Here is a 26,640-nt window from a genome sequence, read left to right on the forward strand (position 1 = left end):
AGTAGCTAATATTCCACTGAAAATGTGGAAAGTGAAGCCGAACCAACCGAGGAAAAGCGAAGCCAGCAATAGCAGTGTCGAGCCGAGAATTGCCGGCCAGCCCCGGAGCTTTCTGCGAAGCAAATTCCAGAGTGCTGGGAGTGTGCCTAAAGCGCCAAGCAGGGTCAATACTTGCACCACGCGCGTAACGGCGGGAAAGTTGGCGGCGATGGGAAAGAATACGTTCCAGGCCAGCGCCGAAATCAAGCAAGCCAGCCAACTTACCGCCTGATACTCCAGTGGATAAGCCAGACAAATTGATTAGTTATCCAAAGCATATGTTTTAAGATATAGTTGCTTGAAGCAAACAATAATTCGAAAGAAGAGCCATGTCGGTAGGACCAGATGTAGCCCAACTACTCGTCAGCCGGATTACAGATTTTCAGCGCTCAACCAAATGCCTTGTCTCGGCTAAATCGAGCTCCCTTGATCCGGGTGTCGCTTTACTGGGAGTGCTCCGGATCATTGATGGCTTTGGCGAAGCTCGCGCCTCAGATGTGGCTGCACATTTAGGTGTAGGGCCGTCAGCGCTCAGCCGGCATATTGCCGACCTGCACGAAATCGGCTTTATCCAACGGCGAGCTGACCCATTGGACGGCAGAGCGCAGCTGGTCGCCCTCTCGGAAAAAGGCCGAAAAGAACTAGACGCAGCGCATCATCGGCAGGCCGAGATCGTGGCAAAGGCGTTAGCCGGCTGGGATGAACAACGCGCCAGTGAAGCGATTGAGCTCCTAGCAGACCTATCCAGCACTTTTATTGAAGCTTCCCGGGCAAAGGCGACCGGAAAAATCCACACTGAACCCCACAGAGGAACCAACTAATGGCCAGCCATTCGGCCCAAACTTCCTTACCGGTAGCAGACACAGCGCCTATGTCGCACCGACAAATAATGGAAGCCCTCACCGGGCTGTTGGCGGCATTCTTTACCGCGATTTTGAGCAGCACCATTGTGGCCAATGCCTTGCCCACCATCATGTCCGACCTCAAAGGCACCCAAACAGACTTCGCCTGGGTGGTTACTGCGGCGTTGCTCGCTAATGCCGCGACGACGCCTATTTGGGGCAAGCTTTCTGATCTTTTCAACAAGAAGCTTCTCGTCCAGCTAAGCATTGTGATCTTTGTTACCGGCTCGGTCGTGGCAGGGCTTAGCCAAAGCATTCCGATGTTGCTCACCGCAAGAGTTATCCAAGGCGTGGCGCTCGGTGGTCTCACCGCATTGGCACAGGCAATTATTGGCACCATGATCGCGCCGCGTGAGCGTGGACGGTATTCCGGCTACATGGGCGCGGTCATGGCCGTTGGCACCGCGGGCGGGCCGCTTTTGGGCGGCGTCATTGTGGATAGCCCCTTGGGCTGGCGCTGGACGTTCTATATCTGTGTACCGCTTGCCGTCATCGCCCTGGTTTTGCTGCAAAAAACCCTCAAGATCGTGCACGTGCGAAAGGCCGCGAAGATCGACTGGGCTGGTTCAATTTTGTTGACCGCAGGCGTATCTTTGATTCTTATTTGGATCTCTTTTGCTGGAAAAGCTGGCTACTACGACTGGATCTCATGGCAGAGCGCCTTGATGGCTGGTGGCGGGTTGCTGCTCTTGGTCGTCATGCTGTTCGTGGAGTCTAAAGTGAGTGAGCCAATCATTCCGCTCAAGATCATTTCGCAGCGCACCACCGCTCTGGCCATCTTGGCTTCGGTTGCCGTCGGCGTCGCACTTTTCGGATCTTCAACTTTCCTTGGTCAGTATTTCCAGATCTCCCGTGGCGCGACGCCAACCGAGGCTGGGCTGCTCATGTTGCCGCTAATCGCAGGAAACCTAATTGGCTCGGTACTTTCGGGTCAGCTCATTAGTCGATTTGGCAAGTGGACGCGCTTTTTGGTCGCCGGTGCAATCTTGCTGATCGGTGGCTTGGGCTTTGCCGGACGCATCGACCACACCACGAATCTGACCCTAGTTGGCTTGTTTATCTTCATCATGGGACTGGGCCTTGGCTTGATGTTGCAGAACCTGGTGTTCGCGGTACAGAACACGGTTCGAGTCGAAGACATCGGCTCGGCAAGTTCCTCAGTTGCCTTCTTCCGGTCCTTTGGCGGTGCGATTGGCGTCTCGGTGCTTGGTGCAGTGTTGGCAAACCGAGTTACCTCGCTGTCTTCGGATGGCCTGACTAAATTGGGTGTTCCGTCCTCCGCCCAGCAGTCCGGTGGCAGCCTCGACTTGGCGGATATGCCAGCGCCGATTCGAGATGTGATCTGGGCAGCTTACGGTGATGCGACCTCACTCATTTTCACGATTTCGGCGATTATCGCCGTCGTAGCGCTTATTGCGGTGTTGTTCATCAAGGAACGTGCGCTGCGTACCACCGTTGAGCTCAAGGAACCGGTTGCTGATGCACCGTTAGTTCAGCAGAGCGAGCCCGAGCTTGACCTTGATCAAGAGTTTGCTGAGGTCCTCAGCGCAACAGGCTCGATTCCAAAGGTGGGACCAACACGTTTTGCGGAAGCTACGCAACCCGGAAAACGAGTGCTACTCATCGAGGAACCAGTGGCGCAAAAGCTCGCTGACACTCAGCAGCAACTGCAGCTCAGCACTGCTATGTCTGAGGTGCATCGGATATCGGCAGAACAACAGGCCTTGCAATCACAGCAGGCGCAAACTGCTCGAGGGCTTATTGAATTGGAACGGCAGCTAGCTGCCGAACGGCGAATTCAGCAAGCGGCAGCACATTATCTGGCTAGCCGGGCAGGCCGGGAGGACGGCCAGCTAGGCTGAGTTCCATGGCTGACCGATACTTCATATCCCGTACCCGTCTTATCCCGGCGATGCCGGAGCAAGTCTTCGACTTACTTGCCCACCCCGCGATGCACGAAGTTATCGCGGCTCCGACACCGTCAAAGGAGTGCAACCTAACGGTCCGGAACAGCTCAGCGCCGGAGCCAGTTTCGGCATGGATATGAAAATGAAGGCTTCCTACAAGATCATGAATCACGTGGTTGAGTTTGAAGAAGGTCGTCGGATCGCTTGGCGGCATTTTTATGGTCACATTTGGCGCTACATTTTGGAGCCGGCCCAGGGCGGAACTCTCGTGACTGAACAGTGGGATGCGCGTAATATGCGCGGAAAACTGGGTTTGCGATTGACTGGGTTTACTCGCAGACACCCAGGAAATATTGAGCGCACCTTGCTACAAATGGCTGAGTATTTTGGTCAGGAAACCGCGTGAATGTTCGTAATGTTGAAGTAGAGTCTTTGGCGCAGTTGCACGAACTTCTGGCGGCTAAGCCGACGTCCATCAAGGGTTGGCATGTGCAGTCATTGGATCTGCGTGGGCTGAACTTTGACGGAGTTGACGTCTCCGGTGCGGTATTTCTGGGTTGTCGGTTCAGCCCAGAGGCTGAGGCTCGATTTCGTTCGCAAGGTGCGCTGATTTTCCCGATTATCCCGGACGTGCCATTTGACGCGTATCGAGCTCGGCTTTACTCGGGTTCTGAGCTTTACACCGGCCTGCGCGATGGGTACGAACAAAGCGTCGATGGCCAGATATATCAGTGGACGCTGACTTCTGAACGCAGTTTAGATTCCACGCTAGCCACGGCAATGCACGACCACGCGATAAGCGATGCCCTTGATGATCTACTCACGAGCGTTAACGCCGATGGCGCAGGGCTGGGTGAAAAAGTGGTTGGCGTGATGGGCGGGCATGAAGCAGCCCGGGGGAGCGCTGCTTATCGCACCGCGGCAGAGTTGGGTGCCCGCCTTTCGCTGGCCGGGTTTACGGTAGCCACTGGTGGCGGACCCGGCGCAATGGAAGCTGCAAATCTAGGCGCTTGGCTGGCCAACGAGTCGGCAAGTTCACTCGAATGGGCAGTGCAGCATCTCAGCACCGTACCGGACTTTCGCCCCTCGGTTGCGCGCTGGGCGCGCACGGCCCTAGACGTCGTCGAACGTTTCCCCGGTGGCCCGATCAATTTAGGAGTTCCGACCTGGTTCTACGGACACGAGCCGCCAAATGTCTTTGCCAGCAGCATTGCAAAATACTTTACGAATTCGGTCCGCGAAGCGGTGCTTTTAGAGCGTTGCCGGGCCGGAATCCTGTTCTCGCCTGGTGCCGCTGGAACCGTACAGGAGATCTTCCAAGACGCATGTGAAAACTACTATGCCGCGGCCGAGCCGGTGCCGATGGTGCTCTTAGGCAAGCGCTATTGGACCGAAGAACTGCCCGTTTGGCAGTTGCTTCAGCGCCTTGCCTCTGATCGCGGTATGGCTGAGCGAATCTTGCTCACTGATGATCAGCAAGCGGCTGTCGATTTCTTGGGCCAATAGCTAGCCTTGGCGGCCGGGTATCAACCGGTAACAGTGCCGAAAAGCAGCCCCAGCAGATAGGTGGCAATTGCTGCACCAAAGCCGATCAGCAACTGCCGAACTCCGCGCGCCAGCGGCGGTGCGCCAGAAAGCAAACCGACTACTGCGCCCGTTGCTAGCAGCGCCAACCCAACCAGAACTGCCGCCACCAGAATCGCGCCGATTCCGGTCATGCCGAAGATGTATGGCAGCACCGGGATAATTGCCCCCGAGGCGAAGAAGCAGAAGCTAGAAATCGCGGCGCCAAATGCGGTGCCAATAGTCTCATGATCCGGTGCAGCAGATTCCAGATCGGGCTGGAGCGAGAAACTCGGATTGCAGTCGCACTCGAATTTACCCATCCGTTCGGCGGCCCGGTGTTCGGCCTCCTCTTGACTCATGCCGCGGGCGCGATAGGCCAGTACCAACTCATTTGCGTCAATGTCCAAGGCTTTCGCCGCCGAGAGTGTGATCTGGGTTGGCCGCGAGGCGTCGAGCAGCTCGCGCTGCGAACGCACTGACACGTATTCTCCCGCGCCCATGGACAACGCGCCGGCAAGTAAGCCAGCAATGCCAGCGAGCAGCATAATATTCGGTTCGGCGCCCGCTCCGGCCATGCCCATCAGTAGCGACAGATTGCTGACCAGTCCGTCGTTAGCGCCGAAGACTGCGGCGCGGAACGTGCCGGAGAGACGATTGCGGCCGCGCGTTGCCAGGCCCCGAACAACTTCTTCGTGGATTGCCTCATCAGCTGCCATGGCGGCAGTGGCATCGTGGTCTTTTGAATACGGCGAATGGGACTCGGATCGTTGGGCCAGTGCCAGCACGAACACTGAGCCGAAGTGCCTAGCGAGGAAGCCTAGGATTCGGTTGTTGAGCGAGGCTTTCCGCTTCTTGTCAGCGTGTTCGCCAAGTAATTTGAGCCAGTGCGATTCATGCCGTTTTTCCGCTTCGGCAAGGGCCAGCAGAATATCGCGCTCCTCGCCGTCGCGCTTTGTTGCCAGGGCGCGGTATACCGAAGCTTCGGCACGCTCGTCGGCCAAGTACGTCTGCCAACGTTTTATTTGTGCTGTGGTGGGGGCGGTCTCAGCCACGTTATCTCCTCGGGTCAGCCCCAACTTTAGCTGTTATTTCCGGGGATTTTCGGCTGGGATTCCTTAGTTTGGAGCTTCGGTGCACCTCAACCTTCAACGAAGGTTTGGCGATAGCCAGCCGACTTTGCGATAGCAAGAAGACCGGCTTCCTTGCTATCGCAAAGTCGGCTGGCTATCCTGAGTCGGTGCCAAGCTGAATTCCATTTCCTGACCATTGCGCAGGCCGGTTCGAGCCACCGTCACGGTCAGCGTGAGCCGTTCGCCGTCCCAGCGACTTGGTCGCACAGCATTGGCTAGTGCGTTGAGCAATGAAGTGGGTTTGGCGACCCAGAAACTGCGCCATTCGCCGTCGTAAAGGAACGCAACGGTGCCGAGATTGACCTCGACGGCGGGGAGAACAAAACGAATGCCAGACACGGGCGTGCCTTCCGGGAGTGCTCTTACCCGCCGGGTTTGTCTCGTGGCCCGCCAGGTCGCTTCCTCATCCGAGCCACCCTTGAACATGGGGTTGGCGTGCGGCCAGTCGGAGCTGTGCTGTGACAGAGCGACCGCAACTCATGAAGCACTCCCACTCTAAACCCGGGAACGGGTAGCACCGCGTAATATTACGCAGTCTCCTTTTCTCGTGCTGAGTCCGGAGTCACCGCGCCTTTGACGCGCGAATTCCAAATGCTCATCGTGGCAGCTGAGGTTCGCGGCGTCGCAAGTGAGACCACCAGGTAAACCAGCAAGGATGACCCCAGGCCAAAGTAAATTGGTTCATTCGCGTAAATACCGTCTTCGCTGGCAATAGCGCCGGTGCTGAACAAAATGAGAAGCAGCACGGTAACGACGGCGCCCACCGCCATCGAGGCTGCCGCAGCGATCCCGGTCCCGCGTTTCCAGACCAGGCCGCCGATGATCGCGACGAGCAGCCCGCCGACCAAGATGTCTTAAGCGATAGTCAGCGCGGCAACCACGTCCTTGACTGAGATTGCGACCAGAATGGCAACTACACCCAGGCCAAGTACCCACAAGCGGTTTGCGCGCACATCGTGTTCTGGATTGTCACTGTCTTGGGTATTGGCGACTTTGCCAAACCAGCTGGCGATAAATGGCAATACGTCTGCTCGCGCCACCGCAGCTGCCAACACCAGTCCGCCGAGTCCGATGGGCAGCAGATTCGCGGCAACTTCGGCGTAGACGGCATCTTTGCCGCCGGTCGCAATATCGATATTTGGCATCGCCACTCGAGCTGCTATGCCGATCAAAGCACCGGCAACGCCATACAGAATGCAGTAAATACCAGCGGTCGTGCCGCCCCAGCGGGCTACCTTCGGCGATTTTGCCGTGAAGACGCGCTGCCAGATATCCTGACCGATCAGCAAGCCGAGCGTGTAGACGACAAAGTAGGTGATGATCGTTTGCACGCCGATGCCATCGATCTGGAAAAAGCTTTCTTTGACGCGGTCCTTGATCGAATCAAAGCCACCCTGGTTTCCCGCGGCAACTAGCGCAAACGGCAACATCAGGCCAAAGACGCCCAAGGTCTTAACGACGAACTGGGCCATATCGGCCAAAGTAATCGACCACATGCCGCCGATGGTTGAGTAAACCAGCACGATGGCTCCACCCAGGGCAATGGAAACCCAGCACTCCCAACCAAACAACACCACACAAATAGTGGCGTAGGCGCGAGTCGAAGTAGTACAGAGCATCACGGTGTAGGCCAGCATCACGATAGAAGAGGTTTGGGTCGCTGTGTGTCCGTAACGCAAGCTCAGCATTTGCGAGACGGTGTAGATCTTCAGCCGCTGGATAGTGCCGGCAAAAGCCAGACTGAGCACTAACACGCCAACGCCAATTGCCAATTGCCACCACGAGCCACAGCCCGGAGAGGCCTTTGCTATAACCCAGGCCGACGCCACCAACGGTAGATGCACCGCCAAGTACGACGGCGGCCATGGTGCCGGTGTTATAGCGCAGGGCCTAGCCGTCTGCCCGCCACCAGGAAATCGGAGTTGTTCTTGGTTCTGCTCTTTCCCCAGAAGCCGAAACCAAGCATTGCAACAAGATAGGCAACAACAATGGCAATATTGACGATGTTTTGTGCGTCCATCTGGAGGCCCCCGGAGAATGGCATATAGGCCAAATAAATTGCCTATTTAAGGAAACTAATGTTGCTTGGTAGGCTATTGTGTGATCGAGGTAACAGTCAAACGTTACGCGGGTCATAGGATTTGTGTAGACGGATGAAAGCGAGAGTGAAGCTACATGAAGGCGCTGCCGGCAGAGCCGAATCAAGGTCCAGTGCAGATCGGCTCTCGAATTCGAGCCGCCCGCCAAGCTCAGCGACTCACCATTGAGCATGTGGCTGAAGCAACCGGTCTGACTAAGGGATTCTTGAGCCGGGTAGAGCGCGATTTTACCTCTCCCTCGGTCGCCTCATTGGTGACTTTGTGCGAGGTACTCGCCATTTCCATCGGCGACCTTTTTGTTGCGCCCAGTACGCACTTGGTGCGTGCCGCTGAAGGCCCGCGTGTTTCGCTGGGTGGCGAGGGGATCATCGAAAGATTACTCACCGAACGGTCAGAACGTCGTTTGCAGGTGTTGCACGCTGAGATTAAGCCCTTTGGCAAGGGTGAAGACGAGTTGTACACCGTTGATTGCGAAGTTGACGTTTTGCACATCATCGAGGGTGAGCTCACCTTGCGGTTCACCAGTGAAAGCTACGAACTTTCCACCGGAGACACGCTGTCTTTTCCGGGGCGCGAACCACATTCCTGGACAAATTACAGCGACAAAATCGTCCGAGTGCTCTGGATACTTACTCCGGCAGCTTCGCACTAGCGGTCAAGATGTGATGCTCAACCGATGGCCTCAAGCATCGCCTTGCTCATTTGGATCGGTGCTTACCGCCCGGCTCAGGATTGCTAAGGTAACCGGAGGTTTAGCTTTCCGGAAGATCACGCCAACGTCGTTCAGCGTGCCGTAGCTGCCGCTGCCAGTCTTATCCGCGAGCTCGGCTTCTTTTGGAATTCCAGCGCCCATTTTTTGAGCCGAGGTGGTGTTTCGAAGCATCCAGCCGCGCAACATGCTCTGCCCGAGTGCGCCAAGGGCATCGCCAAGTAGCAACGCGGAATAGATTCCGGCAAGATCTGCAGCCGTTGACGTATCCCGCGCATCGCCCGCTTTGCTTTCATTCAAATCTGGCTCAGTTCGATCGAGTCGAGTGTTTTTGAAGCCGAGATCTGCGGCAAAGAACGTCAAAGCAGGCGGACCGCCTAACTGCTCGAGCAAAAGGTTCGCGGCAGTGTTATCGCTGTAGCGCAGCGTTGCATCACATAAATCCGCGATCGGCATCGGGCGACCGGCAAATGGCTGTGTGATCGGGGCGTACGAGAGGACTTTTGCCGGATCGATCATGACTTGGGTTGCCCAATAACTATCGTCGCGTGCATGTTTGCTGAGCAGCACTCCCACCAGAATTGCTTTAAAAGTTGAGCACATTGCCAACGGTTCAGTAGCGCGATATTCAAGTCGCTGGCCGCCTTGAACGGAGGCGCATACCGCAAGAGTTATCTCGGCATCCTGTTCTAGTTTTGTCAGCTTTCCGTCCAAGCGGCAGAACTGCTTGAGCTCGGCGAAGCTGTCGATGTCGCGGTCGCTGATGTCGGCTGGCCAAAGCAGCCGCTCAGCGAGAGCGTGCCTGCACCCACTAAACCCAGCCCGGCAAGCAAACTGCTGCGCCTGCTGAATTGGTGGCTCAACGGTGTTTGCTGGTCTGCCTGCTCTGCTGTGCTTTTCATTTGTCTAGAATCCAATAACGCCTTTGATGTATTAAAAGCACAAATCAATCCAATTCATGCGATTTATGCATGAATGAAATATGCTCGACTTATGGACCTACTCGCGGGATGTCGATGTTTTGTTAAGGTCAGCGACCGGGGTTCATTTACGGGGGCAGCGGCAGCGCTAAACATCGTCCAACCAGTAGTGAGCCGCCGCGTCGCCGCGCTAGAGCGTCATTTGGGTGGTGCGCTGTTTTATCGATCGACCAGGAACGTGGTGCTGACCCAACTGGGTGTCACGATGCTCGCTAAAGCCCGCAGGCTATGTGCGATGGCTGACGAGTTGGCCTTGCAGGCGGCAGAGCAACGCGCACAACCGATTCGACTCTGTGTTCCGGAACAATGTGATCTCCCTGAACTGGCCTCGGTGGTCGCGGTTGCACACCGTTTGGGCTACGACGTTAGAATCTGCCGCTGTGACGTGCGAAGTGCCGCCCGCGCTTTCCGGGCACTCGACGTCGACATGTTGGTGGAGTCAGCGCCGGAACGGGAAGCGCAATGGTCGGCAGAACTAGGCGTCGCGAGTCAGCTAGACAATGGGGCGAGACGATTCTTCCTAGATTCCCTGCGCACCGCATCGAATCCGGCTGCTAACCGGGCCGCTACCCTTTGGTTGCAGGAAATTGACGACGTACCGGCAATTCGGGACGCGCTCTTTCGCGCAGGAGATCGTTCGGCCTTGGCCCGCGGCCAACTACGGGTGGCCGCACATCTGACCGAATGGATTTCACCGGTCAGTTTCCACGGTGCACAGTTACTGTGCACCGTGGAGGAAGCTGAACGGTACGGCCTATTCTGGCGCAAGCTGGGAGATCTGAACGTGCATCGGTATTTGCGCATGACTGCGCGGGAAGGCGCCCCAGAGTTGACCGGCTCTATCGACTTTGGCCGCGCAATGGCCAAGGCGCTTGGTCTTGCTGCTGCGCCAACCCAGCGCGTCCCAGAAAGCACCCAACTATGAACAGTGCTGATCAGTTAAACAGCAGTGCCACGGCAGCCATTTTTCGGGCAAAAGCGCACCTGTCCACCGCCGGGTTAGCTGCTGGGATATTGGTGCGAGATTTGGGTTCGGGAGCCGAGATTGGCATCGATACCGAGCGACGCTTCCCTTTGGCATCGTTGGTCAAGGTTCCGCTCGCGCTCGCCGTGTTGCAAGACATCGAGATCGGTCGGCTCGATCCCGACCAACTGATAATGAGCGAACCACACCAACGCCTGGCCGGCCCCACCGGTCTTAGTCGATTTCGTGGACCGGTGCAGATCACCCTGCCAGATTTGGTCTTTATGGCGGTCACGATGAGCGACAACGCCGCCGGTGAGCTGCTTTTTAGCTTTTGCCCGCCGGAGCGGATCAACCAGGTGTTGGGCGAGTACGGTGTCTCCGACGTCGTCGTGCGGCACACTCTTGCTGAGCTGCAAAGCAGCATCGCCAATATTCTCGATGAAGAGCAGCCCGGATTGGTGCTCGAACTGGCGATCAATAGCGAAACCAGTGGGCAAGGTCATGTGATTCGTCCACTGGATATTAATCATGCCAATATCGGATCCGCGCGTTCGGTGAGCAACCTTCTGCAAATGATTCACTCCGACGGCGGCGCCATCGGTAGCCAGCTGATGAAAATGCTTCGAGACAATGCGCTTCGTCGCAGGCTAGCGCCGCATTTTGAGTCGGATGCCACGTCGTGGAGTTCTAAAAACGGAACCTTTTTGAACTTGCGCCATGAAGCTGGGATTGCGAAGCCAGAGGGGCATCCGGGATTTGTGGTTACCGTGCTGAGTGCTTCATCGATTCCGGCCTACATTCAACCGCTGGCCGAACACGCCTTGGGCTTGGCTGCGCGCGAACTCTACGATTATTTGCGTGCCAGGACAGCCTGACTGCCCACGTTTGTCAGAGTGCAGTTCGTCGCTGTTTGAGGCTGAAGAGTTCGGTTCGTAGCGCTTTCGCGGCCGGGGAGGCAGCATTACCCATCGGCATCGCAAAGTCGATCCGGCGCGAGAGCGAAATGTCGGCTACTGCGCGGTACCAGACGCCGTCCGGATTTGAACGTTGCTCTTGCACTGCGAGGTTCTCTGGCACAAAACCTAGGCCAGCATTATTGGCGATCAGGTCTGGAGCTAACGCCCAGTCGTTGACCTCGGCAACCTGCTTACGTTTCGAGCCTGAATCTTGGAAGAGCGCATCGAGGCGGGAACGTGCTGCCCAGGAGCTCGGCATCTCGATAAAGCCGTACCCGTCAAGATCTTTGCGGTGAATCTCTGCTTGATGTTGAAGCGGGTGACTCCGGTGGCCAAGCAGCACATAAGGCTCTTCGGCCAGGGTTTCGAAGCTCATACCGGGCATCGATTTCTCCACGTTCGAGGTGATCGCGCAGTCCAAGTTTCCGGCGGCGAGCATCTGGACCATATCGTCGGAAGCGAATTGAGTGAGTCTCACCTGCAGGCCGGGATATCTACCGATGAGACGGGCGAGCGCGCCAGAAATTGGTATAAGATGTTCAACATGGGTAAAAGTGCCGACGTCGAGCCGGCCAACTAAACGCTCGTTGACGGCGTTCACGGCCTGGTAAGTAGCTTCAACCGCCCGGACAGCCGAGCGAGCCACCGGAAGCAGCGCCTTTCCTTCCGCCGTTAGCCGCAGCATTCGGGTTCCTTTGACATAAAGCTGCACGCCAAGGTCATTTTCTAGGGCCTTGATAGAGGAAGACAGTCCCGACTGCACGATTGACTCACGTCGAGCGGCCTGGATGAAACCGCCTTCCTCGACCAAGGCGAGAAAGTGCCGAAGCTGTCGAATTTCCATAATCAATCTCTCCAGCAGATATTAGATATCTGATTCTGCTAATCCAAAGATATTACTTCCTTGAAATGATTGCTAGGAGGCACCTTTTCGAGCTTTCAAACCCACGGCTTAATGACTAAAGAGAAATGAAATAGCGCAATGACTAACTACCCGGCGACGGTCGAAACTGAAGCATCCAGTCCTCAGGCGGCGCGCACTCCAGGACATTTACCGCACGCAATCGGCTTCTGGGTAGTTGCGGTCGCCTACGCAGCTTTGAGCGCATTTGGTACTGCGCTGACGCCGTTGTGGCCGCTGTATCAGGAGCGGGACGGCTTTGGCGCGCTGATGGTTACGGTTGCTTTCGCGGCGCTGGTTGCTGGTATCGCTGCCGCACTCGGCGCAGCCGGGCACCTTTCTGACCGGTTTGGCCGGCGTCGAATCATCGTGCCGGCGCTCATCGTGGGCATTGCGGCGACCTTTGTGCTGATCGCCTGGCCACAACTCCCCGGCCTCCTCATCGGCCGGTTCCTGACCGGCGTCGCCATCGGTCTGATGTCTGCGACCGCAACCACCTATCTTGCTGATTTAGATCAACAAGCCCGGCCCCATATCAATGCGCCCCTTCGGCCCGGCATGGTTGCTGCTGGGGCAAGTCTTGGCGGCTTGGCACTGGGGCCGATCATTGCGGGAGCCACTGCTGAATGGTTACCGGATGCACTTTTGTTGCCCTATGTAGTCTTTGGTCTCATTCTGCTGGGAATTTTAGTTTTTGTGCTCGTCACGCCGGAAACCGTGGATATCAGTGACCAACCCGAATTTAGGGTCCGTCGCGTACATATTCAGGATGGAAAGCGTACGATCTTCATCGGTGCATCAGTTTTAGGCTTCACGGCGTTTGGTGTGACTGGGCTTTTTTCTGCGCTTGGCTCGCCAATAATCCGTTATGACCTCGGCATCCGAGATGTGTTTCTTGGTGGCCTAGGCACCTTCGCGGTCTGTGCCGCCTCGGCTGCGGCCCAATTCACTGCTGGGCGGCTAAGACCCAAGACACTTTCCGGCTTAGGCCTGATTTTTTATTTGCTGGGGTTTGCGCTGACGCTTTTTGCGATTGCGCACCATTCGTTGGGCGTGTTTCTTGCTGCAGCCGCCGTGGTGGGCGCGGGCGCCGGGCTAACCTTTAAGGCCGGACTCAGCCAAGCCGCGATGTCAGCGGTACCGGCTTCCCGTGCCGGCGTGCTCTCGATCTTCTTTATTGCAGCCTTTCTGGGCATGGGAATCTCCGCCATTGTGCTGGGTTTGATGGTTGGCGCCTTGGGTACCTTTGCGTCGATGCTGGTCATCGCTTGCGTACTGACGGCCGTCTTGGTTAGCGGAATCGTGCTCACAAGTCGGCACCGGAGTTAGCTCGTTCCCGGTGCTGTGTCGGTGAGCCTTCCGATGGGGTTTGCGCTTAACAGAAGCCGGGGTTGCCCTGAATAAGCAAGGTGCCACTCGATAGCTGAGGCTCCTTCGCGGACACAAGCCAGCGATCCCAAACGTCGAGAGACGCCCCGGATCAGGACAGACCACCCCGGCCTAAGGGGTGATCCCGATTGGCTCCCAGCGGATTCCGCCGGGTTACGACGCGAAGTGCCAAAGGTCTGACGAGGAGGGGCAATCATCGGCAAGAAGCCGAACCTCTCTTGTTTTGCGGTCATGAATCTGTCATTGAATCCGCAAGAAACATCGCGCCGCGCCGAACGAGAGGGAGTTGAACCATGAGTTCTGGTCATCAACCCTGTCCCGTTCGCCGTCGACCAATCAACTGATTTTCAGTTCGCGTTTTCGCGAATAGATTGCGCCGTCGCGTTCGGGACATAACATCGCCACCGCCGAAATTTCGGCATTTTTCGCCGTATTCTGGCGTGCCCAAAATCAGTCGTGACCGGCCTTTGCGCGCCCAATTTCGGCTGCCTCGCACCCTTCGCTAGCCACAAATTTCAGGAGCAGTACCATGCAGACCACATCACCTCGCACCCTTACTCCGCCGGGCACGCCGGCTCCCAACTCCGAGCAGAACGCGCAAAATCGCCGTCGTACCGCGAAAGCCGCTCGGCAAAATTCGCGACTCAAGGCGAAACTTGCGGAGCGTTCTGAATCGATGGCGGTGGCGGCCGTCAAGCCCGCCGATCAGCTTCTGGAGCGCTTAGGTTCCGGAGTTAATGGGCTCGATCAGCTCAAAGTCCAAGTCCGCCAGGAGCGCTACGGCCGCAACGAGGTCAATCACGACCGGCCCGCGCGGGCCTGGTTGCAGTTGCTCTCAGAATTCAACAACCCGTTTGTGTTGATCTTGTGCTTCCTCGCCGTGGTGATGGCCTTCACCGATATTGTCTTTGCAGACCCAGAGGACGGCCCGTCCTTCAAAGGCGTTATCACTTTGGGCATCATGGTGCTGGTGTCGGTAGGTATGCGATTTTGGCAGGAATGCCGCTCGGGCAAAGCAGCTCAGGCTCTGCAATCAATGGTGCAGACGACGGCGGCAGTCACCCGGAAAAATGACCTTGGCGAGCCAGTAACACGCGAGATTCCGATTGAAGACATCGTTCCGGGTGACCTGATTGAACTTGCCGCGGGGGACATGATCCCGGCCGATGTGCGCTTCTTGCGCACTAAAGATCTCCAGATCAACGAGGGCATGTTGACGGGGGAGTCGCTGCCGAATGAGAAGTCCTCGGTAACCACGCAAGAGATCACTGCGAGCAATTTACTAGAAGCCGAAAGCCTTGGATTTATGGGCACCTCAGTGATTTCCGGCAGCGGTACTGCTGTTGTGGTGCACACCGGATCCGAGACCTACTTCGGCGCAATGAGCGCGCAGCTCGCCGGCAAGCGACCCGAGACCAGCTTTGATCAAGGGGTGAAGAAGGTCAGCTTCTTGCTGATTAAGTTCATGCTCGTCATGGTGCCGTTGGTCTTCATCGTCAACGGAATCACTAAAGATTGGACTAGCGCGTTCCTTTTCGGTCTGGTAACCGCCGTCGGTTTGACCCCAGAAATGCTGCCAATGATTGTCACAGCAAACCTTGCCCGCGGTGCAGTGAAGATGTCTAAGCATCAAGTAATTGTGAAGCGGCTCAACGCGATCCAAAACCTGGGCGCGATGGACGTGCTCTGCACTGATAAAACGGGCACGCTCACTGAAGACCGGATCGTGCTGGAGCGGCACCTGGACGTCAACGGAACCTCAAGCCTCAAAGTACTGCGGATGGCTGCGGCCAACTCTCGGTTTCAGACGGGTCTGCGCAATCTGCTTGATCGGGCGGTGCTCGATGCAGCTGGGCCGGAGATCTTGGCTGAGATGGATGGCGCATACCGGCTCATTGACGAGGTCCCTTTTGACTTCTCGCGCCGTCGGATGACGGTAGTGCTCGACGGCGGAACCGCGCCGCTGATGATCACTAAGGGCGCTGTGGAGGAGGTGCTGGAAGTTTGCACCACCGTTATGGTGAAAGGCCACCCGCACCCGCTGACCGCAGAACGCCGGGCCGAGCTAAGCGAGCTGGTCGCGGGGAAAAACTCGGAAGGGATGCGAGTACTGGCGCTTGCTACCGCGCCAGGATCTCAGCGTGATGATTACTCGGTGGCAGATGAAAAAGAAATGACGCTGCTTGGCTTCTTGTCCTTCCTGGATCCGCCCAAGGCGTCCGCCGCCTCGGCAATCAAGGCCTTACGCCAGCATGGAACCGCGGTGAAAGTCATCACCGGCGACAACGAGTTGGTCGCTCGGACGGTGTGCAAGCAAGTTGGCATTGATACCAATGTTCCTGGCTCGCTACTTACCGGAGCTGAGGTGGAAGCGCTAGATGATGCACAGCTATCCGCGGCAGTGGAAGGTGCCGACGTCTTCGCCAAGGTTAACCCGATGCAGAAAGCGCGCATTGTGGAACAGCTCCAAGCGAACGGCCATACCGTCGGATTTATGGGCGATGGCATCAATGATGCCGCTGCCTTGCGTACCGCCGATGTTGGTATATCAGTGGACACTGCCGTTGATATTGCACGGGAATCTGCGGATATCATCTTGCTGCAAAAAGACTTGATGGTCTTAGAAGCCGGTATTCAAGAGGGTCGCCGGACCTTTGGCAACATCATCAAGTACATCAAGATGACCGCGAGCTCCAACTTTGGCAACATGTTTTCAGTCCTGGTGGCCTCGGCCTTACTACCGTTCATCCCGATGATTCCAGTGGTAGTGCTGTTGCAGAACCTGGTCTACGACCTCTCGATGCTTTCGTTGCCCTGGGACAATGTGGACAAAGAATATGTGGAGAAGCCGCAAAAGTGGGAGACCAAGGGTCTGGCGAGGTTTATGGTGACCATCGGGCCAATCTCCTCGGTCTTTGACCTGACGACATTCGCGCTGATGTGGTTCGTCTTCGGTGCCAATTCGCCGGATCAAGCGGCCCTTTTCCAGTCCGGTTGGTTTATTGAATCGCTGATCTCGCAGACGCTGATTGTGCACATGATCCGCACTGGCAAGATTCCGTTTGTACAGTCCCGTGCTTCCTGGCCGGTACTGCTGCTGACCGGTTCCGCCTGTGTTTTCGCTCTGGTGTTGCCGTTCAGCGGCTTCGGTCAGTCGCTTGGCCTGGTCGCCTTGCCCTGGACCTACTTCCCGTGGCTGGTCGGTACTTTGGCGGCGTACTGCTTGCTGACTCAAGGCATCAAGACGCTGTACATCCGCCGTTTCGGTCGCTGGCTGTAACTCCTTGCAAATGACCCCGATATTGGATTGAGCCGCCAAAATTTCTACGGCTCAATCCAATATCGGGGTCAAACCCTATTACGCATAGAACAACTTTTGATTCACATAAGGCAACTTGACGTTGTAGCATGGGTCACATGAATGAGCTGCGCATCGAGGCGAATGGAAACCTCGGACCAATCGATTCTTCCCGTATTCCACGTTACGCCGGCGCAGCCACTTTTGCGCGACTGCCGCGACTTGACCAGGTGGCCCGGGCCGACGTCGCCGTCGTTGGCGTGCCGTTCGACACTGGCGTCTCCTACCGCCCGGGCGCGCGCTTTGGCGCTAATCATGTGCGCGAATCCTCGCGCTTGCTGCGTCCTTACAATCCGGCGCAAGACATCTCACCTTTTGAACTGGCGCAAGTCGCTGACGCCGGTGATATGGCGGTCAATCCGTTCAATATCAACGAGGCGATCGAGGAGATCCAGCACAATGCGCTTGAGCTCACTGCGCCGGATGCGGAGGGGCGTAGCGCCAAGCTGCTGACGCTCGGCGGAGATCACACGATTGCCTTGCCGTTGTTGCGCGCAGCCTCCGAACGGGCCGGCGCACCGGTTGCACTGTTGCACTTCGATGCGCACTTGGACACCTGGGATACCTACTTTGGTGCCGAATACACGCACGGAACGCCTTTCCGCCGCGCGGTCGAAGAAGGAATCTTGGACACCGAGGCAATCAGCCACGTTGGTACCCGTGGCCCGCTTTATGGCAAAAAGGACCTGGAAGACGATAAGCGATTTGGCTTTGGCATCGTCACTTCCTCGGACGTCTTCCGGCAAGGCGTCGACGAAGTTGTGCACAAATTGCGGGACCGAATCGGCAATCGGCCGCTGTACGTTTCCATCGATATTGACGTGCTGGACCCTGCACACGCGCCGGGTACCGGCACTCCGGAGGCTGGCGGCATTACCAGCCGCGAGCTGCTCGAGATCTTGCGCGGACTACGTGGCATGAACTTGATTGGTGCTGACGTCGTTGAGGTCGCGCCGGCTTATGATCATGCGGAAATCACTGGCGTTGCGGCTTCGCATGTCGCCTATGACTTGGTATCCCTATTGGCCGACGGCGTAAATCGCGATCGTCTGAAGACTGAAGAGAGCAGCCGATGAGCGACGCAAGAGCGGAAAACGTAGAGCGCGATGTGCGCAACGGTGGCGATCTGGTGGTGGAGACCCTGCATGCGCTTGGCGCAAAGACCGTCTTTGGCATCCCGGGCCAGCATGCCCTGGGTCTCTTCGACGCGTTGAGCCGTTCGGAATTGGAATTCGTCTCCTCGCGAGTGGAAAACAACTCGGCCTTCGCCGCTGATGGCTACGCTCGTGCCACCAATGAAGTGGGCGTACTGTTTCTCTCCACCGGTCCTGGCGCATTAACTTCACTTGCTGGCCTGCAAGAGGCCTACGCCACGGGCGTGCCGATGATCGTGATCGCCTCGCAAATTCCGCTTGATGGACTAGGCGCTCGCCGTAAGGGCATGCTGCACCAGCTGGATGATCAAAAGGCCTCGGCAGCCAATGTCACCAAGAGTCAGCGCCTTATTCAACATGCCTCAGGAATTCCCAGTGCCATCCAGGATGCTTGGACCGAAGCGGTGTCTTCACCACAGGGACCAGTGTGGATCGAAATCCCGCAAAACGTCTTGTTGGATCCGATTCTGGTGCCTCGGGTGGAGGATGCCCTCGCAGAACCGTTCGATAACCCGCCGCGCGTGGAGCTGGTACGCGAAGCGGTCAAATGGCTCTCCGCAGCGAAGCGTCTGGTGATTGTGGCCGGTGGTGGCACCCGTCGTGGCCACGCCGAATCGTGGCTGCTCTCGGTTGCGGAGAAGTTGCAGGCTCTGGTAGTTTCTTCGCCCGGCGGCAATGGCGCCTTCCCCTGGACGCATCCGTTGTCGTTGCAATCCTGGGTTGAAGACCGTTACGTCACTGAGGTTTTGGAGGATGCCGATGTGCTCGTCGTCGTCGGCTCTTCGCTCGGTGAGGTTACCAGCAACTCCTTCACGTTGGAGCCGCGCGGTCGAATCATTCAGATTGACGCGGAGCCGCGTGTTCTTGAATCAAACCGACCAGCCTTGGGTATTCGGGCCGACGCCGGTCAAGCACTAGAGGCAATTGACGCGGCGCTTAGCGCTGAGGTGCTGGCAGGTCATGCCGTTGATTGGCATGGCGCTACGCCGGTGGAACTTGTCGCGAGCGTGTTGGCGAAAGTTGAGGGCCGGCTCGATGAGCAGGACCTAGCCAAAGAGCGTCAGTTTATGGCGGACATTCGCGCTGCGGTGCCGGATGACATGCAGACTTTCTGGGATATGACCATTGCCGCTTATTGGGGCTGGAGCTGTTGGGACGCTCGCAGCGGCCAATTCCATTCAGCACAAGGCGCGGGCGGTTTGGGTTACGGCTTCCCGGCTGCAATCGGTGGCGCGGTAGGCCTCAAGCAGCGTGTTTTGGCTGTTTCCGGCGATGGCTCGTCAATGTACTCGATCGCGGAGCTGGCCACCGCAAGGCAGCACAATGTTCCGGTGACTTGGCTGATTGTCGACGACGGCGGTTATGGCATCCTGCGCGAATACATGGAAGGCGCCTTTGGCAAGGCAACGCACACCGAATTGGCACGACCAGATTTTGTGGCGCTTGCCGAGTCATTTGGTGTGCCCGCAAGGCGAGTGGCTCCAGAAGATGTAAAAGCCGCGCTCACCGAAGGCTTTGCTGCTGACGGTCCTAACGTAGTTGTGGTGGAGACGCTGCTGAAGATGTTCGCACCGACACATCTCTAAGTAGGCCCACGTTGTTTTGGTGCAGAAATAATCCAAAAATGAAGACTTCTGCTCTTTATGGACTGGATTCGGTCATATAGTGTCTAAATATGACCGAATCCAGCTCTCTTACCGTAGTTACCGAATCACTTGTGATGGCGAATCTTGCTGCCGAGAACCCACTGCCCAATATCGGCAAGCCGCTGGAGAGTCCCTACAGCATTAGTGGTGACATTCCGGCAGAAATTATTGCCAACTCAACGTACGGTCATCCAAGCACATTGCACCCGTATCAACTTCAAGATCAGTTCGATCGCGAGCTTCAAGAGGTTGAGTGCACGGTAGTCGTGCTCGAAAACAGGCACCTGCGTGCACGCTTCTTGCCTGGACTGGGTGGCAGGCTTTGGGAACTCATTGATAAGGCAACTGGCAAGAATTTGTTGCATACTCCGGAGCAAATCCAATTTGGCAACTTGGCGCTACGCAACGCCTGGTTTGCTGGCGGAATTGAGTGGAACATTGGTACCCGGGGCCATTCGCCCAGCACCTGCTCGCCGTTGCACGCCGCCGTCGTCGAGCTAGCGGACGGTTCGCAGGCGCTACGGATGTGGGAATTTGATCGACTACGAGAAGTGGTTTTTCAAGTTGATGCGTGGCTTCCGGATGATTCGGCTGTACTCAACGTAGCAATCCGGATCAGCAACCCGAATGACCATGAGGTGCCCATCTATTGGTGGTCCAATGCTGCTGCGCCACAAACGGACCAGACCCGAGTGATTGCACCTGCGTCTAGTGCCTTTGCTAGCGACTATGAAAATGGCATCAAGCGGCAAACACCGCATGAGCTGGACGGCGTCGATTGCACTTGGCCCAGCAAAAATCAGCACGCGGCAGACTACTTCTTCGACATTGCTGCGGAACAGCGACGCTGGATTGTTGCCGCTGACGCCGACGGCGACGGCTTGGCGATGCTTTCAACCGAGCGATTGCGGGGCCGGAAGCTTTTTGTCTGGGGCGAAGGTGCTGGTGGCCAACGATGGCAGCAATGGCTCAGCCCGGACGGTGGAAAATACGCCGAAATTCAGGCTGGCCTGGCGCAAACCCAGTTTGAAAACTTGCCGCTACCTGCTGGTGACTCCTGGTCCTGGCTTGAATGCTATGGCAACGCTCAAGTTGGTCCGGCTACCGCTCATGCTGCATGGCCGGAAGCCGTTGAAGGTGTTGGGCGGTGGGTTGAGGGACTACTCCCCGCCGCTCAGCTTGAAGCCACTTTTCGCAGTTGGCAAGAGTGGGCAGATCAAGCGCCTGCTCGATCCATTCAGCAGGGTTCCGGTTGGGGAGCTTTGGAACTACTGGCTCGGCGAACTACCAGCTCGGAGTGGAGCTACTCGGGAATACCCTTCGATGAGTCGACGCTTGGCACCGCCCAGCAGCCTTGGCTTGCTCTTTTACGCGAGGGCACGTTCGAGGGCTCGGAAGGCTTTGTCAACGGGGCCAAGTGGAACGTTGCCTTAGCTCAGGCAACTGGTGACGGTGCAGAAATTGCTTTTCATCAGGGCACGTTGGCGCAGGCAGCTGGCCAGGATGCCGAAGCGGCCGAACAATACCGGCGTTGCCTTGAGTTGGCTGGCGAATCAACAAGCTCGACTTTACGTGCGTTTCGCTTACCGTGGATTGGCGATCGCGGAGTCAGATCCTAGTCACTATGTGCAGGCATGCCAGAGCGATCCTGGAAATCGAGCCATCGTAGTTGAGGCGGCTACTGCATTGTTGGCGGCAAGCCGGCCAGAGGAAGCCTTTGCAGCACTGGAAGCACTAGCCAAATTCTCGGCTGGCGCTCGGGGCGGCAGGGTTGAGTTCCTCCGAGTGCAAGCGCTCGCGGCACTTGGACGAACTGTTGAAGCTGCCGAAGCGCTCAAAGCTGGGATAACCGTTCCGGATCTACATGAGGGTGAAAACTCTTTGGCGGCGTTATGGCAGCAAGTCTGTCCGGGAGCTGACATTCCGGCTGCGTACCAATTCGGGATGAGCGACTAATTTAGCTCGAGCTGCCAGCGGTCGTTGTCATCACGACGACCGAAATGATGGCGGCGTTGATCTCATCTATTGCCGACTTGACTGCTTTAGATGCCCACTGGCCTTCAACGATTTCTTTCACTCGCTTTCGATCTGTGCCCGGAAATAGCTTGCGCACAAGTCCGCCGGCTTGGAGCAGGCTGATGGCGGCCGCGATCCGTTCGGTGGGACTGATTCCGTTGAGCGTGTTTTGGATTGCATTACGCAGCTGCTGCTCTGGCTCTGGGTTAAGCGGCGGGAACCGAGCTGAGCCAAAGAAAGACGATTGCCCTTGGCTCAAAATGCCTAGTTCTGAAAGCTCTAGGCACACTTCTTGCCAGGATTTTGAATTAGTGAGCTTTCGTACCCAATTCTTGGCTTTGGTTGGACGTGCTTGCGCAATGCGTTGCGCTTGCGAGGTGCAGGCGCCCGGCGTCAGTCTGGTGCTAAGGACTTTTCCACGATCCACAGTTACCGCGCCCTGGATGGCTAACTCCGCCAAGCTTGCGCCAGCCAGCGCAAGCTTGGCAGTCTGGGCGCTGATAAGCCGCTTACCGCTGGACTCGTCCGTGGCTAACAAGACGAGCTCTTGTGGAAGCGTCAATTGTGCCGTTGTCATAAGGAAAGACTATTGATTTTTGAAAGTCATCGATAGCCCTGTTTCAGCGGGGAATAACAGTTGTGGCAATCGCGTTACAACGGACAATAGATGCAAACGCATGGATCGATAGAAGAAAGTAGTGAAATGGACCGCACGATCATGGTCGTCTCGGCAGGACTAGGCTCGCCGTCATCGAGCAGGTTGCTGGCTGATCAACTTTCTGCGGCAACGAGCAATCAACTAAACGCTTCGGGAGATCAGGTTCGCATCAAGACGATCGAATTGCGCGATCTGGCGGTTGATATTGCGAACAATTTTGTCACTGGCTACGCGGCTCCGGTACTGCAAGAGGCGATCAACGCGGTCCAGAGCGCAGATGCGCTAATTGTGGTGACACCGGTGTTTTCGGCATCATTTAGTGGACTGTTCAAGTCATTCTTCGATCTCATTGACCCTAAGTCCTTGGCGGGAACGCCAGTATTACTTGGTGCCACCGGCGGCAGTGTTCGGCATTCGCTCGTCATTGACCATGCCTTGCGGCCGTTGTTCAGCTACTTACATGCGCACGTTGTGCCGACGGGTGTTTATGCTTCACCTGATGACTGGGGGAGTGCCAACTCATTGGGGTCTGCCTTACCGCAACGTATTGCTCAGGCAGCAAATGAGCTTGCCAAAGCGGTGCAATCCAGCACGCCAAAACCCGAGGTGCCTAGGCTTGAGTCGCTGCCATTCGAGCAGCTTTTGGCCAATATCGGCGGCTCGAAAATCGGCGCTGAAAACTAAGCAATTGCTGTCGCCAGAAAAAATTGCTGATCTTGCGTGACGAATGCGCTGCCCACAACGACTTAGTCATGAAGGGGCCAAACGGTCCTTATGAAATGGCTTAGGCCGCAGAGAGGAGTGCAATGCGCAACCTGATCATATTTATCGGTGGAGCAGCACTCGCCGCATACATCTTTGGACGCCGTACAGGTCGTATCGTGACAAAGACCAAATCAACAGAACAAGGCAGCGTGAATAAATAATGGGATTCTTTAGCTTCTTAATCTTAGGCCTCATTGCCGGTGAAATCGCTAAGTTCATCCTCCCGGGCAAGCAGGGTGGTGGCTGGCTTGGCGGGCTCATCTTCCACACTGATCTGAGCGGATTCTTCTCGATCTCGACCTGGATTCTTGCCATCGTCGGTTCAATCATCGTGTTGCTTATCTACGGCATGATCACTGGACGCAAGGGATCCAAAGCCTAAATAGTATTTAGGCCAAAAGCACGACGGCGGCCCCGCACCCTAGCGAACGAGGGTGCGGGGCCGCCGTCGTGCTTTTGGCTATTTCTTTTTGCGGTCGAACAACAAAGCCAAGCCAATGGCTAACAGCCAAATATCTTTAGCCAGCGCGGTGTCTTGTGCGGTGGGACGGATCCCATCGGACTGCGTCATACCGGGAGTCTTCAAGTAGGTGTAGACCAAAGCTCCAGCAAAACCAGTGAGTGCCAAACCAACCAGCCGGCTAGGAAGAAATGGCAAGAGCAGTGAAGTACCCAAACCAATTTCCCCGTAGCTGAGGTATTGACCAAACTTTTCTGGCTCGATTTCCTTCAACTGAGGGAAGGCATTCAAAGCCATCTGCTGCAGCCCCGCTGCATGCTCGCCTTCGAGGCTGAGCTTACCGACGCCGGAATTGAGGATGAACGCACCACTAGCCAATCGCAGCGCCACATGCCCGAGTCTGATTCCCATGCTGGATCCTTTCGTGGGTCTTTCCTCGAACCTAGTGCTTGCCGCGATGAAAGGCCAGACCGGGTGTGGGTTTACTGCATCGCGCCGTCGTAATCCGGCAATTTATAGGTCTTTTCTGCGTATCCGCCGTCGAGATCGGTTTGCCGATCGCCCACATTGGCGATGATGGTGTAACCGCGCTCCTCAATATCTTGGCGACTGGCGGTTTTGAATTCCTGCACCGGAATCCGGTGGTCACCGGTCTGGTGATAGATCTCAAAAACCGGGTAGCCGACCTTGGTGAGTGACTTCTTGGTCGAGGTGTTGCTGGTACGGTCTCCGTCGTAGCGACGGTTGCTGACGAAGAACACCTTGACGCCAAGAGAATCAGCCGTCTGTGCCAGTTCTAACGAGGATCCGATCGCCGGAATATTGCGACGGTCGATGGCAAAGTCAGTAGCCAAGGTTATGTCATCGATGTCGAAGACAACGGCGAGCTTCTCGTCTGAGGCCTTGTTATTTACTCGATTCTGTACATAGTCCAGCGAACCATCGAGGACGTCGTCTACATCTTTAAGCCAATCAGCGGGGTGGATGCCCTTGAAATCTTGCATGCCCTCGGTGGAACTGGCTGCTTCGGCGCTTGCCGCTAGCGGGATGCTTGCTGCGCCCAAACCCAGGGTAAGGGTTGCGGCAAGCAGAGCGGCGCCGACTTTTCGTGGACCCGGGATGATGCTCATATGCTTCTCCAATCGCGAAATGGCTTCTTTGCCACCCGCAGTAAATCATCTTGAAATGCGACATGACAATGGTTGTTTGTGAAGCGTGACACACTACGTAAAATCACGAAATATACGACGTAATACCCAGGAAAATAGGCAATCTCCCAGGGAATTCTAGGTTGAAACAGCTATTGGAATTCTTGCAGCTCAAACTGGTTGGCGCGCAGTGGAGTGCTCATGAATCACGGCTTGATAGTGCGCGGTAAGTTGGCCACAAACGGTATTCCACGTTCGGCCTTGCACACTGCGATAGGCCGCATTCGCGAATGCGGATCGTTTTGCGTCATCGCCAATCAAGTCGAGCACATGGCCGCGTAATTGCGCCAGGTCGCCGGGGTTGTAGAGTCAGCCGGTCCGTGAGTTATCCACGAGGTCCAGTGGACCGCCGCGGCCGGTTGCGAACACGGGCACTCCGGAGGCCATGGCTTCTTGAATCGTTTGGCAGAAGGTCTCAAGTTCGCCTGGATGCACGAACAAGTCAAAGTCGGCCACCGCGTGTGCCAAATCGTCGCCGCCAAGGAACCCAGCGAAATGGGCCTGTGGCAGTTGTTGTTCCAGCTGACTGCGCAGCGGGCCGTCGCCAATGATGACCAGCTGGGTGCCTGGAATGTCCGCAATCGCGGCCAGATCGGCAACTTGTTTTTCGGCAGCGAGACGACCTAGGTAGCCAATGATTCGTTTGTTTTCAGCATTCGCCTGAATTCGTAGCACGCCATTGCGCTTTACCGGGTTGAAGCGTTCGGTATCCACCCGGCGACGCCATAGCTCTACTAGAGGAATGCCGTGCCCACGCAGCTGATTCAAAGCGAAGCTAGACGGAGCCAGCGTTCGAGTAGCCAGCAAATGAATATTTTCCACCCGGTTCCAGGCCCAGTTTTCCAAAAACGGCACGCCGTAGCGGCCAGCATAGGACGGAACCTCGGTTTGGTAGATGGCTACCGTAGGCAAGTTCAGCTGGGCGGCGGCTCTCGCTGCGCGCCAGCCCAGTTCAAAGGGTGAAGCCAAATGGACGACGTCGGGCTGGAAGTCGATCAGGATTCGTTTCATCCGATTGACCCAGCCAAAGGCGACGCGCAAGTTGGGGTAGCCAGCTAGCGGCAAGGAGGGCACCCGCAAGACCGGGAAGCCTTCCACCTCGTTTGGGGCGGTGGGGTCGGTGCTTGAGGGTGCCACAATCAAGGCTTCATCGCCCTGGCTGCGCAAATGCTGCAGCGTTTTGAGCAGGGAGTGGGTCACCCCGTTCATATTGGGCAGGAATGACTCGGCGAAAAGTACGATCCTCACAGTTCAATAGTGAGTGCCCAGGCTTGCGATTTGCTCCAAAAAGGGTTTCAGGTCGGGAAAGCTTAGATGAACATAAGCCGCCGCTGATCAGTCGAAGCGGGCACCTTCTGGCTTGCTTGACTGCAAAGTGAGTACGAAGACAATGAGTCCGCCGACGAATGGAATGAAGCTGAGGAATATAAAGCCACCGGACATGTTGGCGTCATGTAAACGGCGTACGAGTATTGAGAGGTTCGGGATGATGTGCGCGAGCACGAAAATGACCACGACGATCACAACGACCACGGTGAGCGGGCCCATCTCGGGAGACGACCTGCTGACGCTGCCGTAACGGCTAGAACTTGTTGCAGAGCTGAGAAAATCCAGGTAACAGGGCAGCACCGGGATGTATAAGGCGATGCCGATGAGGCTCAGATATAGCTGAGTCCACCAATATTCGCTGCGAGAAGCGCGGCCACGGAATGTGGCGTATTTTCCGTAGTAACGCTTGAGCGCGGTACCGAAGCTAGCACCAAAAATCGGATGGCTCTGCGGGTCAGTGTGAATCTGTGGGGCAGAGTAATACGACTCGCTCACGTAATT

23 protein-coding genes, 2 pseudogenes and 2 riboswitches are annotated in these 26,640 nt (G+C 56.5%); of the genes and pseudogenes, 15 read left to right on the forward strand and 10 right to left on the reverse strand.

The genetic code is table 11. The features are described 5' to 3' along the window. Positions 1-368 precede the first annotated feature (368 nt). From RSAL33209_RS00820 to RSAL33209_RS00835, 4 genes are all read left to right on the forward strand, one after another. Positions 369-860 carry a MarR family winged helix-turn-helix transcriptional regulator gene (locus tag RSAL33209_RS00820; protein ID WP_012243661.1) on the forward strand — a complete coding sequence of 164 codons (492 nt, stop codon included), beginning with the start codon at positions 369-371 and terminating at the stop codon, positions 858-860. Next, positions 860-2,803 (forward strand): MDR family MFS transporter, encoded by a 1,944-nt coding sequence (locus tag RSAL33209_RS00825; RefSeq protein ID WP_012243662.1) that lies wholly within the window; start codon positions 860-862, stop codon positions 2,801-2,803. The genes RSAL33209_RS00820 and RSAL33209_RS00825 overlap by 1 nt, the downstream gene beginning before the upstream one ends. 187 nt (positions 2,804-2,990) lie before the next feature. Continuing rightward, positions 2,991-3,254: an SRPBCC family protein gene (locus RSAL33209_RS18385; protein WP_233494243.1), complete on the forward strand. Its 264-nt coding sequence runs from the start codon at positions 2,991-2,993 to the stop codon at positions 3,252-3,254. Then, on the forward strand, positions 3,251-4,354 hold the full coding sequence (locus tag RSAL33209_RS00835; RefSeq protein WP_012243664.1) for an LOG family protein: 1,104 nt from the start codon (positions 3,251-3,253) through the stop codon (positions 4,352-4,354). Before RSAL33209_RS18385 ends, RSAL33209_RS00835 begins: the two co-directional genes overlap by 4 nt. Positions 4,355-4,374: 20 nt before the next feature. Here RSAL33209_RS00835 and RSAL33209_RS00840 read toward each other — a convergent pair whose 3' ends face one another. The 3 genes and pseudogenes from RSAL33209_RS00840 to RSAL33209_RS00850 form a co-directional block, all read right to left on the reverse strand. Further along, positions 4,375-5,466 carry a VIT1/CCC1 transporter family protein gene (locus RSAL33209_RS00840; RefSeq protein ID WP_233494244.1) on the reverse strand — a complete coding sequence of 364 codons (1,092 nt, stop codon included), beginning with the start codon at positions 5,464-5,466 and terminating at the stop codon, positions 4,375-4,377. Between the two features lie 153 nt (positions 5,467-5,619). Then, entirely contained in the window at positions 5,620-5,883 is a 264-nt protein-coding gene (locus RSAL33209_RS15730; RefSeq protein ID WP_080503727.1) for a hypothetical protein, read from the reverse strand. 14 nt (positions 5,884-5,897) lie between these two features. Beyond that, positions 5,898-6,029: riboswitch (SAM riboswitch) on the reverse strand. A 42-nt stretch (positions 6,030-6,071) separates the two neighbouring features. Further along, positions 6,072-7,564: pseudogene (locus tag RSAL33209_RS00850) on the reverse strand (sodium:solute symporter family transporter). Between the two features lie 155 nt (positions 7,565-7,719). On the opposite strand from RSAL33209_RS00850, the gene RSAL33209_RS00855 reads away from it, so the two are divergent. Then, a complete protein-coding gene (locus RSAL33209_RS00855) occupies positions 7,720-8,295 on the forward strand; it encodes a cupin domain-containing protein (protein ID WP_012243670.1) in 576 nt (191 codons plus the stop codon). 30 nt (positions 8,296-8,325) lie between these two features. Here the strand turns inward: RSAL33209_RS00855 and bla are convergent, their stop codons facing one another. After that, complete coding sequence (gene bla, locus RSAL33209_RS00860) at positions 8,326-9,066, reverse strand: class A beta-lactamase (protein ID WP_012243671.1); 741 nt, start codon at positions 9,064-9,066, stop codon at positions 8,326-8,328. A gap of 279 nt (positions 9,067-9,345) precedes the next feature. Between bla and RSAL33209_RS00870 the strand changes: the two genes are divergently transcribed. Beyond that, positions 9,346-10,257, forward strand: coding sequence for a LysR family transcriptional regulator (locus tag RSAL33209_RS00870; protein WP_158539276.1), 912 nt, complete (start codon positions 9,346-9,348; stop codon positions 10,255-10,257). Further along, the gene (locus RSAL33209_RS00875) at positions 10,254-11,174 is read left to right on the forward strand and encodes a serine hydrolase (protein WP_012243674.1); all 921 of its coding nucleotides are present in this window, start codon (positions 10,254-10,256) and stop codon (positions 11,172-11,174) included. The genes RSAL33209_RS00870 and RSAL33209_RS00875 overlap by 4 nt, the downstream gene beginning before the upstream one ends. Before the next feature lie 13 nt (positions 11,175-11,187). Here RSAL33209_RS00875 and RSAL33209_RS00880 read toward each other — a convergent pair whose 3' ends face one another. Further along, positions 11,188-12,099: a LysR family transcriptional regulator gene (locus tag RSAL33209_RS00880; RefSeq protein WP_041684264.1), complete on the reverse strand. Its 912-nt coding sequence runs from the start codon at positions 12,097-12,099 to the stop codon at positions 11,188-11,190. A 138-nt stretch (positions 12,100-12,237) separates the two neighbouring features. On the opposite strand from RSAL33209_RS00880, the gene RSAL33209_RS00885 reads away from it, so the two are divergent. The 6 genes from RSAL33209_RS00885 to RSAL33209_RS18390 all read left to right on the forward strand — a co-directional run bounded on the left by RSAL33209_RS00885 (position 12,238) and on the right by RSAL33209_RS18390 (position 21,659). Continuing rightward, complete coding sequence (locus tag RSAL33209_RS00885) at positions 12,238-13,485, forward strand: MFS transporter (RefSeq protein ID WP_012243676.1); 1,248 nt, start codon at positions 12,238-12,240, stop codon at positions 13,483-13,485. A 79-nt stretch (positions 13,486-13,564) separates the two neighbouring features. Further along, positions 13,565-13,739: riboswitch (M-box (ykoK) riboswitch) on the forward strand. Positions 13,740-14,074: 335 nt separating this feature from the next. Next, positions 14,075-16,825: a magnesium-translocating P-type ATPase gene (mgtA, locus tag RSAL33209_RS00895; protein ID WP_012243678.1), complete on the forward strand. Its 2,751-nt coding sequence runs from the start codon at positions 14,075-14,077 to the stop codon at positions 16,823-16,825. Between the two features lie 137 nt (positions 16,826-16,962). After that, positions 16,963-17,979 carry an agmatinase gene (speB, locus tag RSAL33209_RS00900; protein ID WP_041684926.1) on the forward strand — a complete coding sequence of 339 codons (1,017 nt, stop codon included), beginning with the start codon at positions 16,963-16,965 and terminating at the stop codon, positions 17,977-17,979. Continuing rightward, positions 17,976-19,643 carry a thiamine pyrophosphate-binding protein gene (locus tag RSAL33209_RS00905; RefSeq protein WP_012243680.1) on the forward strand — a complete coding sequence of 556 codons (1,668 nt, stop codon included), beginning with the start codon at positions 17,976-17,978 and terminating at the stop codon, positions 19,641-19,643. The genes speB and RSAL33209_RS00905 overlap by 4 nt, the downstream gene beginning before the upstream one ends. 89 nt (positions 19,644-19,732) lie before the next feature. Next, entirely contained in the window at positions 19,733-21,322 is a 1,590-nt protein-coding gene (locus tag RSAL33209_RS00910) for a DUF5107 domain-containing protein (RefSeq protein ID WP_012243681.1), read from the forward strand. Next, a complete protein-coding gene (locus RSAL33209_RS18390) occupies positions 21,276-21,659 on the forward strand; it encodes a DUF6880 family protein (RefSeq protein WP_233494245.1) in 384 nt (127 codons plus the stop codon). Before RSAL33209_RS00910 ends, RSAL33209_RS18390 begins: the two co-directional genes overlap by 47 nt. A 1-nt stretch (position 21,660) precedes the next feature. Here the strand turns inward: RSAL33209_RS18390 and RSAL33209_RS00920 are convergent, their stop codons facing one another. Then, positions 21,661-22,296 (reverse strand): GOLPH3/VPS74 family protein, encoded by a 636-nt coding sequence (locus RSAL33209_RS00920; RefSeq protein ID WP_012243683.1) that lies wholly within the window; start codon positions 22,294-22,296, stop codon positions 21,661-21,663. A gap of 126 nt (positions 22,297-22,422) precedes the next feature. Here RSAL33209_RS00920 and RSAL33209_RS00925 point away from each other — a divergent pair, with 126 nt between their 5' ends. Both RSAL33209_RS00925 and RSAL33209_RS00930 read left to right on the forward strand, forming a co-directional pair. Continuing rightward, a complete protein-coding gene (locus RSAL33209_RS00925; RefSeq protein WP_041684929.1) occupies positions 22,423-23,061 on the forward strand; it encodes an FMN reductase in 639 nt (212 codons plus the stop codon). 241 nt (positions 23,062-23,302) lie between these two features. Further along, positions 23,303-23,524, forward strand: coding sequence for a GlsB/YeaQ/YmgE family stress response membrane protein (locus tag RSAL33209_RS00930; protein ID WP_012243685.1), 222 nt, complete (start codon positions 23,303-23,305; stop codon positions 23,522-23,524). Between the two features lie 78 nt (positions 23,525-23,602). On the opposite strand, the gene RSAL33209_RS00935 is transcribed toward RSAL33209_RS00930, so the two are convergent. The 4 genes and pseudogenes from RSAL33209_RS00935 to RSAL33209_RS00950 form a co-directional block, all read right to left on the reverse strand. Then, the gene (locus tag RSAL33209_RS00935; protein ID WP_012243686.1) at positions 23,603-24,013 is read right to left on the reverse strand and encodes a hypothetical protein; all 411 of its coding nucleotides are present in this window, start codon (positions 24,011-24,013) and stop codon (positions 23,603-23,605) included. Positions 24,014-24,084: 71 nt separating this feature from the next. Beyond that, positions 24,085-24,732, reverse strand: a complete 648-nt coding sequence (locus tag RSAL33209_RS00940) for an HAD family acid phosphatase (RefSeq protein WP_049758746.1) — start codon at positions 24,730-24,732, stop codon at positions 24,085-24,087. A 189-nt stretch (positions 24,733-24,921) separates the two neighbouring features. Next, positions 24,922-26,058 (reverse strand): annotated as a pseudogene (locus RSAL33209_RS00945) (glycosyltransferase family 4 protein). Between the two features lie 87 nt (positions 26,059-26,145). Further along, positions 26,146-26,634: a DUF805 domain-containing protein gene (locus tag RSAL33209_RS00950; protein WP_012243690.1), complete on the reverse strand. Its 489-nt coding sequence runs from the start codon at positions 26,632-26,634 to the stop codon at positions 26,146-26,148. Positions 26,635-26,640 lie beyond the last annotated feature (6 nt).

This window comes from Renibacterium salmoninarum ATCC 33209 (assembly GCF_000018885.1).
Lineage (GTDB): Bacteria > Actinomycetota > Actinomycetes > Actinomycetales > Micrococcaceae > Renibacterium > Renibacterium salmoninarum.

Coding starts and splice junctions, on each gene's coding strand:
- RSAL33209_RS00880 (WP_041684264.1), bottom strand. CDS start 12,099: ATGGAAATTCGACAGCTTCGGCACTTTCTCGCCTTGGTCGAGGAAGGC.
- RSAL33209_RS00875 (WP_012243674.1), top strand. CDS start 10,254: ATGAACAGTGCTGATCAGTTAAACAGCAGTGCCACGGCAGCCATTTTT.
- RSAL33209_RS00920 (WP_012243683.1), bottom strand. CDS start 22,296: ATGACAACGGCACAATTGACGCTTCCACAAGAGCTCGTCTTGTTAGCC.
- RSAL33209_RS00940 (WP_049758746.1), bottom strand. CDS start 24,732: ATGAGCATCATCCCGGGTCCACGAAAAGTCGGCGCCGCTCTGCTTGCC.
- RSAL33209_RS00935 (WP_012243686.1), bottom strand. CDS start 24,013: ATGGGAATCAGACTCGGGCATGTGGCGCTGCGATTGGCTAGTGGTGCG.
- RSAL33209_RS00870 (WP_158539276.1), top strand. CDS start 9,346: ATGGACCTACTCGCGGGATGTCGATGTTTTGTTAAGGTCAGCGACCGG.
- RSAL33209_RS00885 (WP_012243676.1), top strand. CDS start 12,238: ATGACTAACTACCCGGCGACGGTCGAAACTGAAGCATCCAGTCCTCAG.
- RSAL33209_RS00930 (WP_012243685.1), top strand. CDS start 23,303: ATGGGATTCTTTAGCTTCTTAATCTTAGGCCTCATTGCCGGTGAAATC.
- RSAL33209_RS00925 (WP_041684929.1), top strand. CDS start 22,423: ATGGACCGCACGATCATGGTCGTCTCGGCAGGACTAGGCTCGCCGTCA.
- RSAL33209_RS00855 (WP_012243670.1), top strand. CDS start 7,720: ATGAAGGCGCTGCCGGCAGAGCCGAATCAAGGTCCAGTGCAGATCGGC.
- RSAL33209_RS18385 (WP_233494243.1), top strand. CDS start 2,991: ATGAAGGCTTCCTACAAGATCATGAATCACGTGGTTGAGTTTGAAGAA.
- speB (WP_041684926.1), top strand. CDS start 16,963: ATGAATGAGCTGCGCATCGAGGCGAATGGAAACCTCGGACCAATCGAT.
- RSAL33209_RS00910 (WP_012243681.1), top strand. CDS start 19,733: ATGACCGAATCCAGCTCTCTTACCGTAGTTACCGAATCACTTGTGATG.
- RSAL33209_RS00825 (WP_012243662.1), top strand. CDS start 860: ATGGCCAGCCATTCGGCCCAAACTTCCTTACCGGTAGCAGACACAGCG.
- mgtA (WP_012243678.1), top strand. CDS start 14,075: ATGCAGACCACATCACCTCGCACCCTTACTCCGCCGGGCACGCCGGCT.
- RSAL33209_RS00820 (WP_012243661.1), top strand. CDS start 369: ATGTCGGTAGGACCAGATGTAGCCCAACTACTCGTCAGCCGGATTACA.
- RSAL33209_RS00905 (WP_012243680.1), top strand. CDS start 17,976: ATGAGCGACGCAAGAGCGGAAAACGTAGAGCGCGATGTGCGCAACGGT.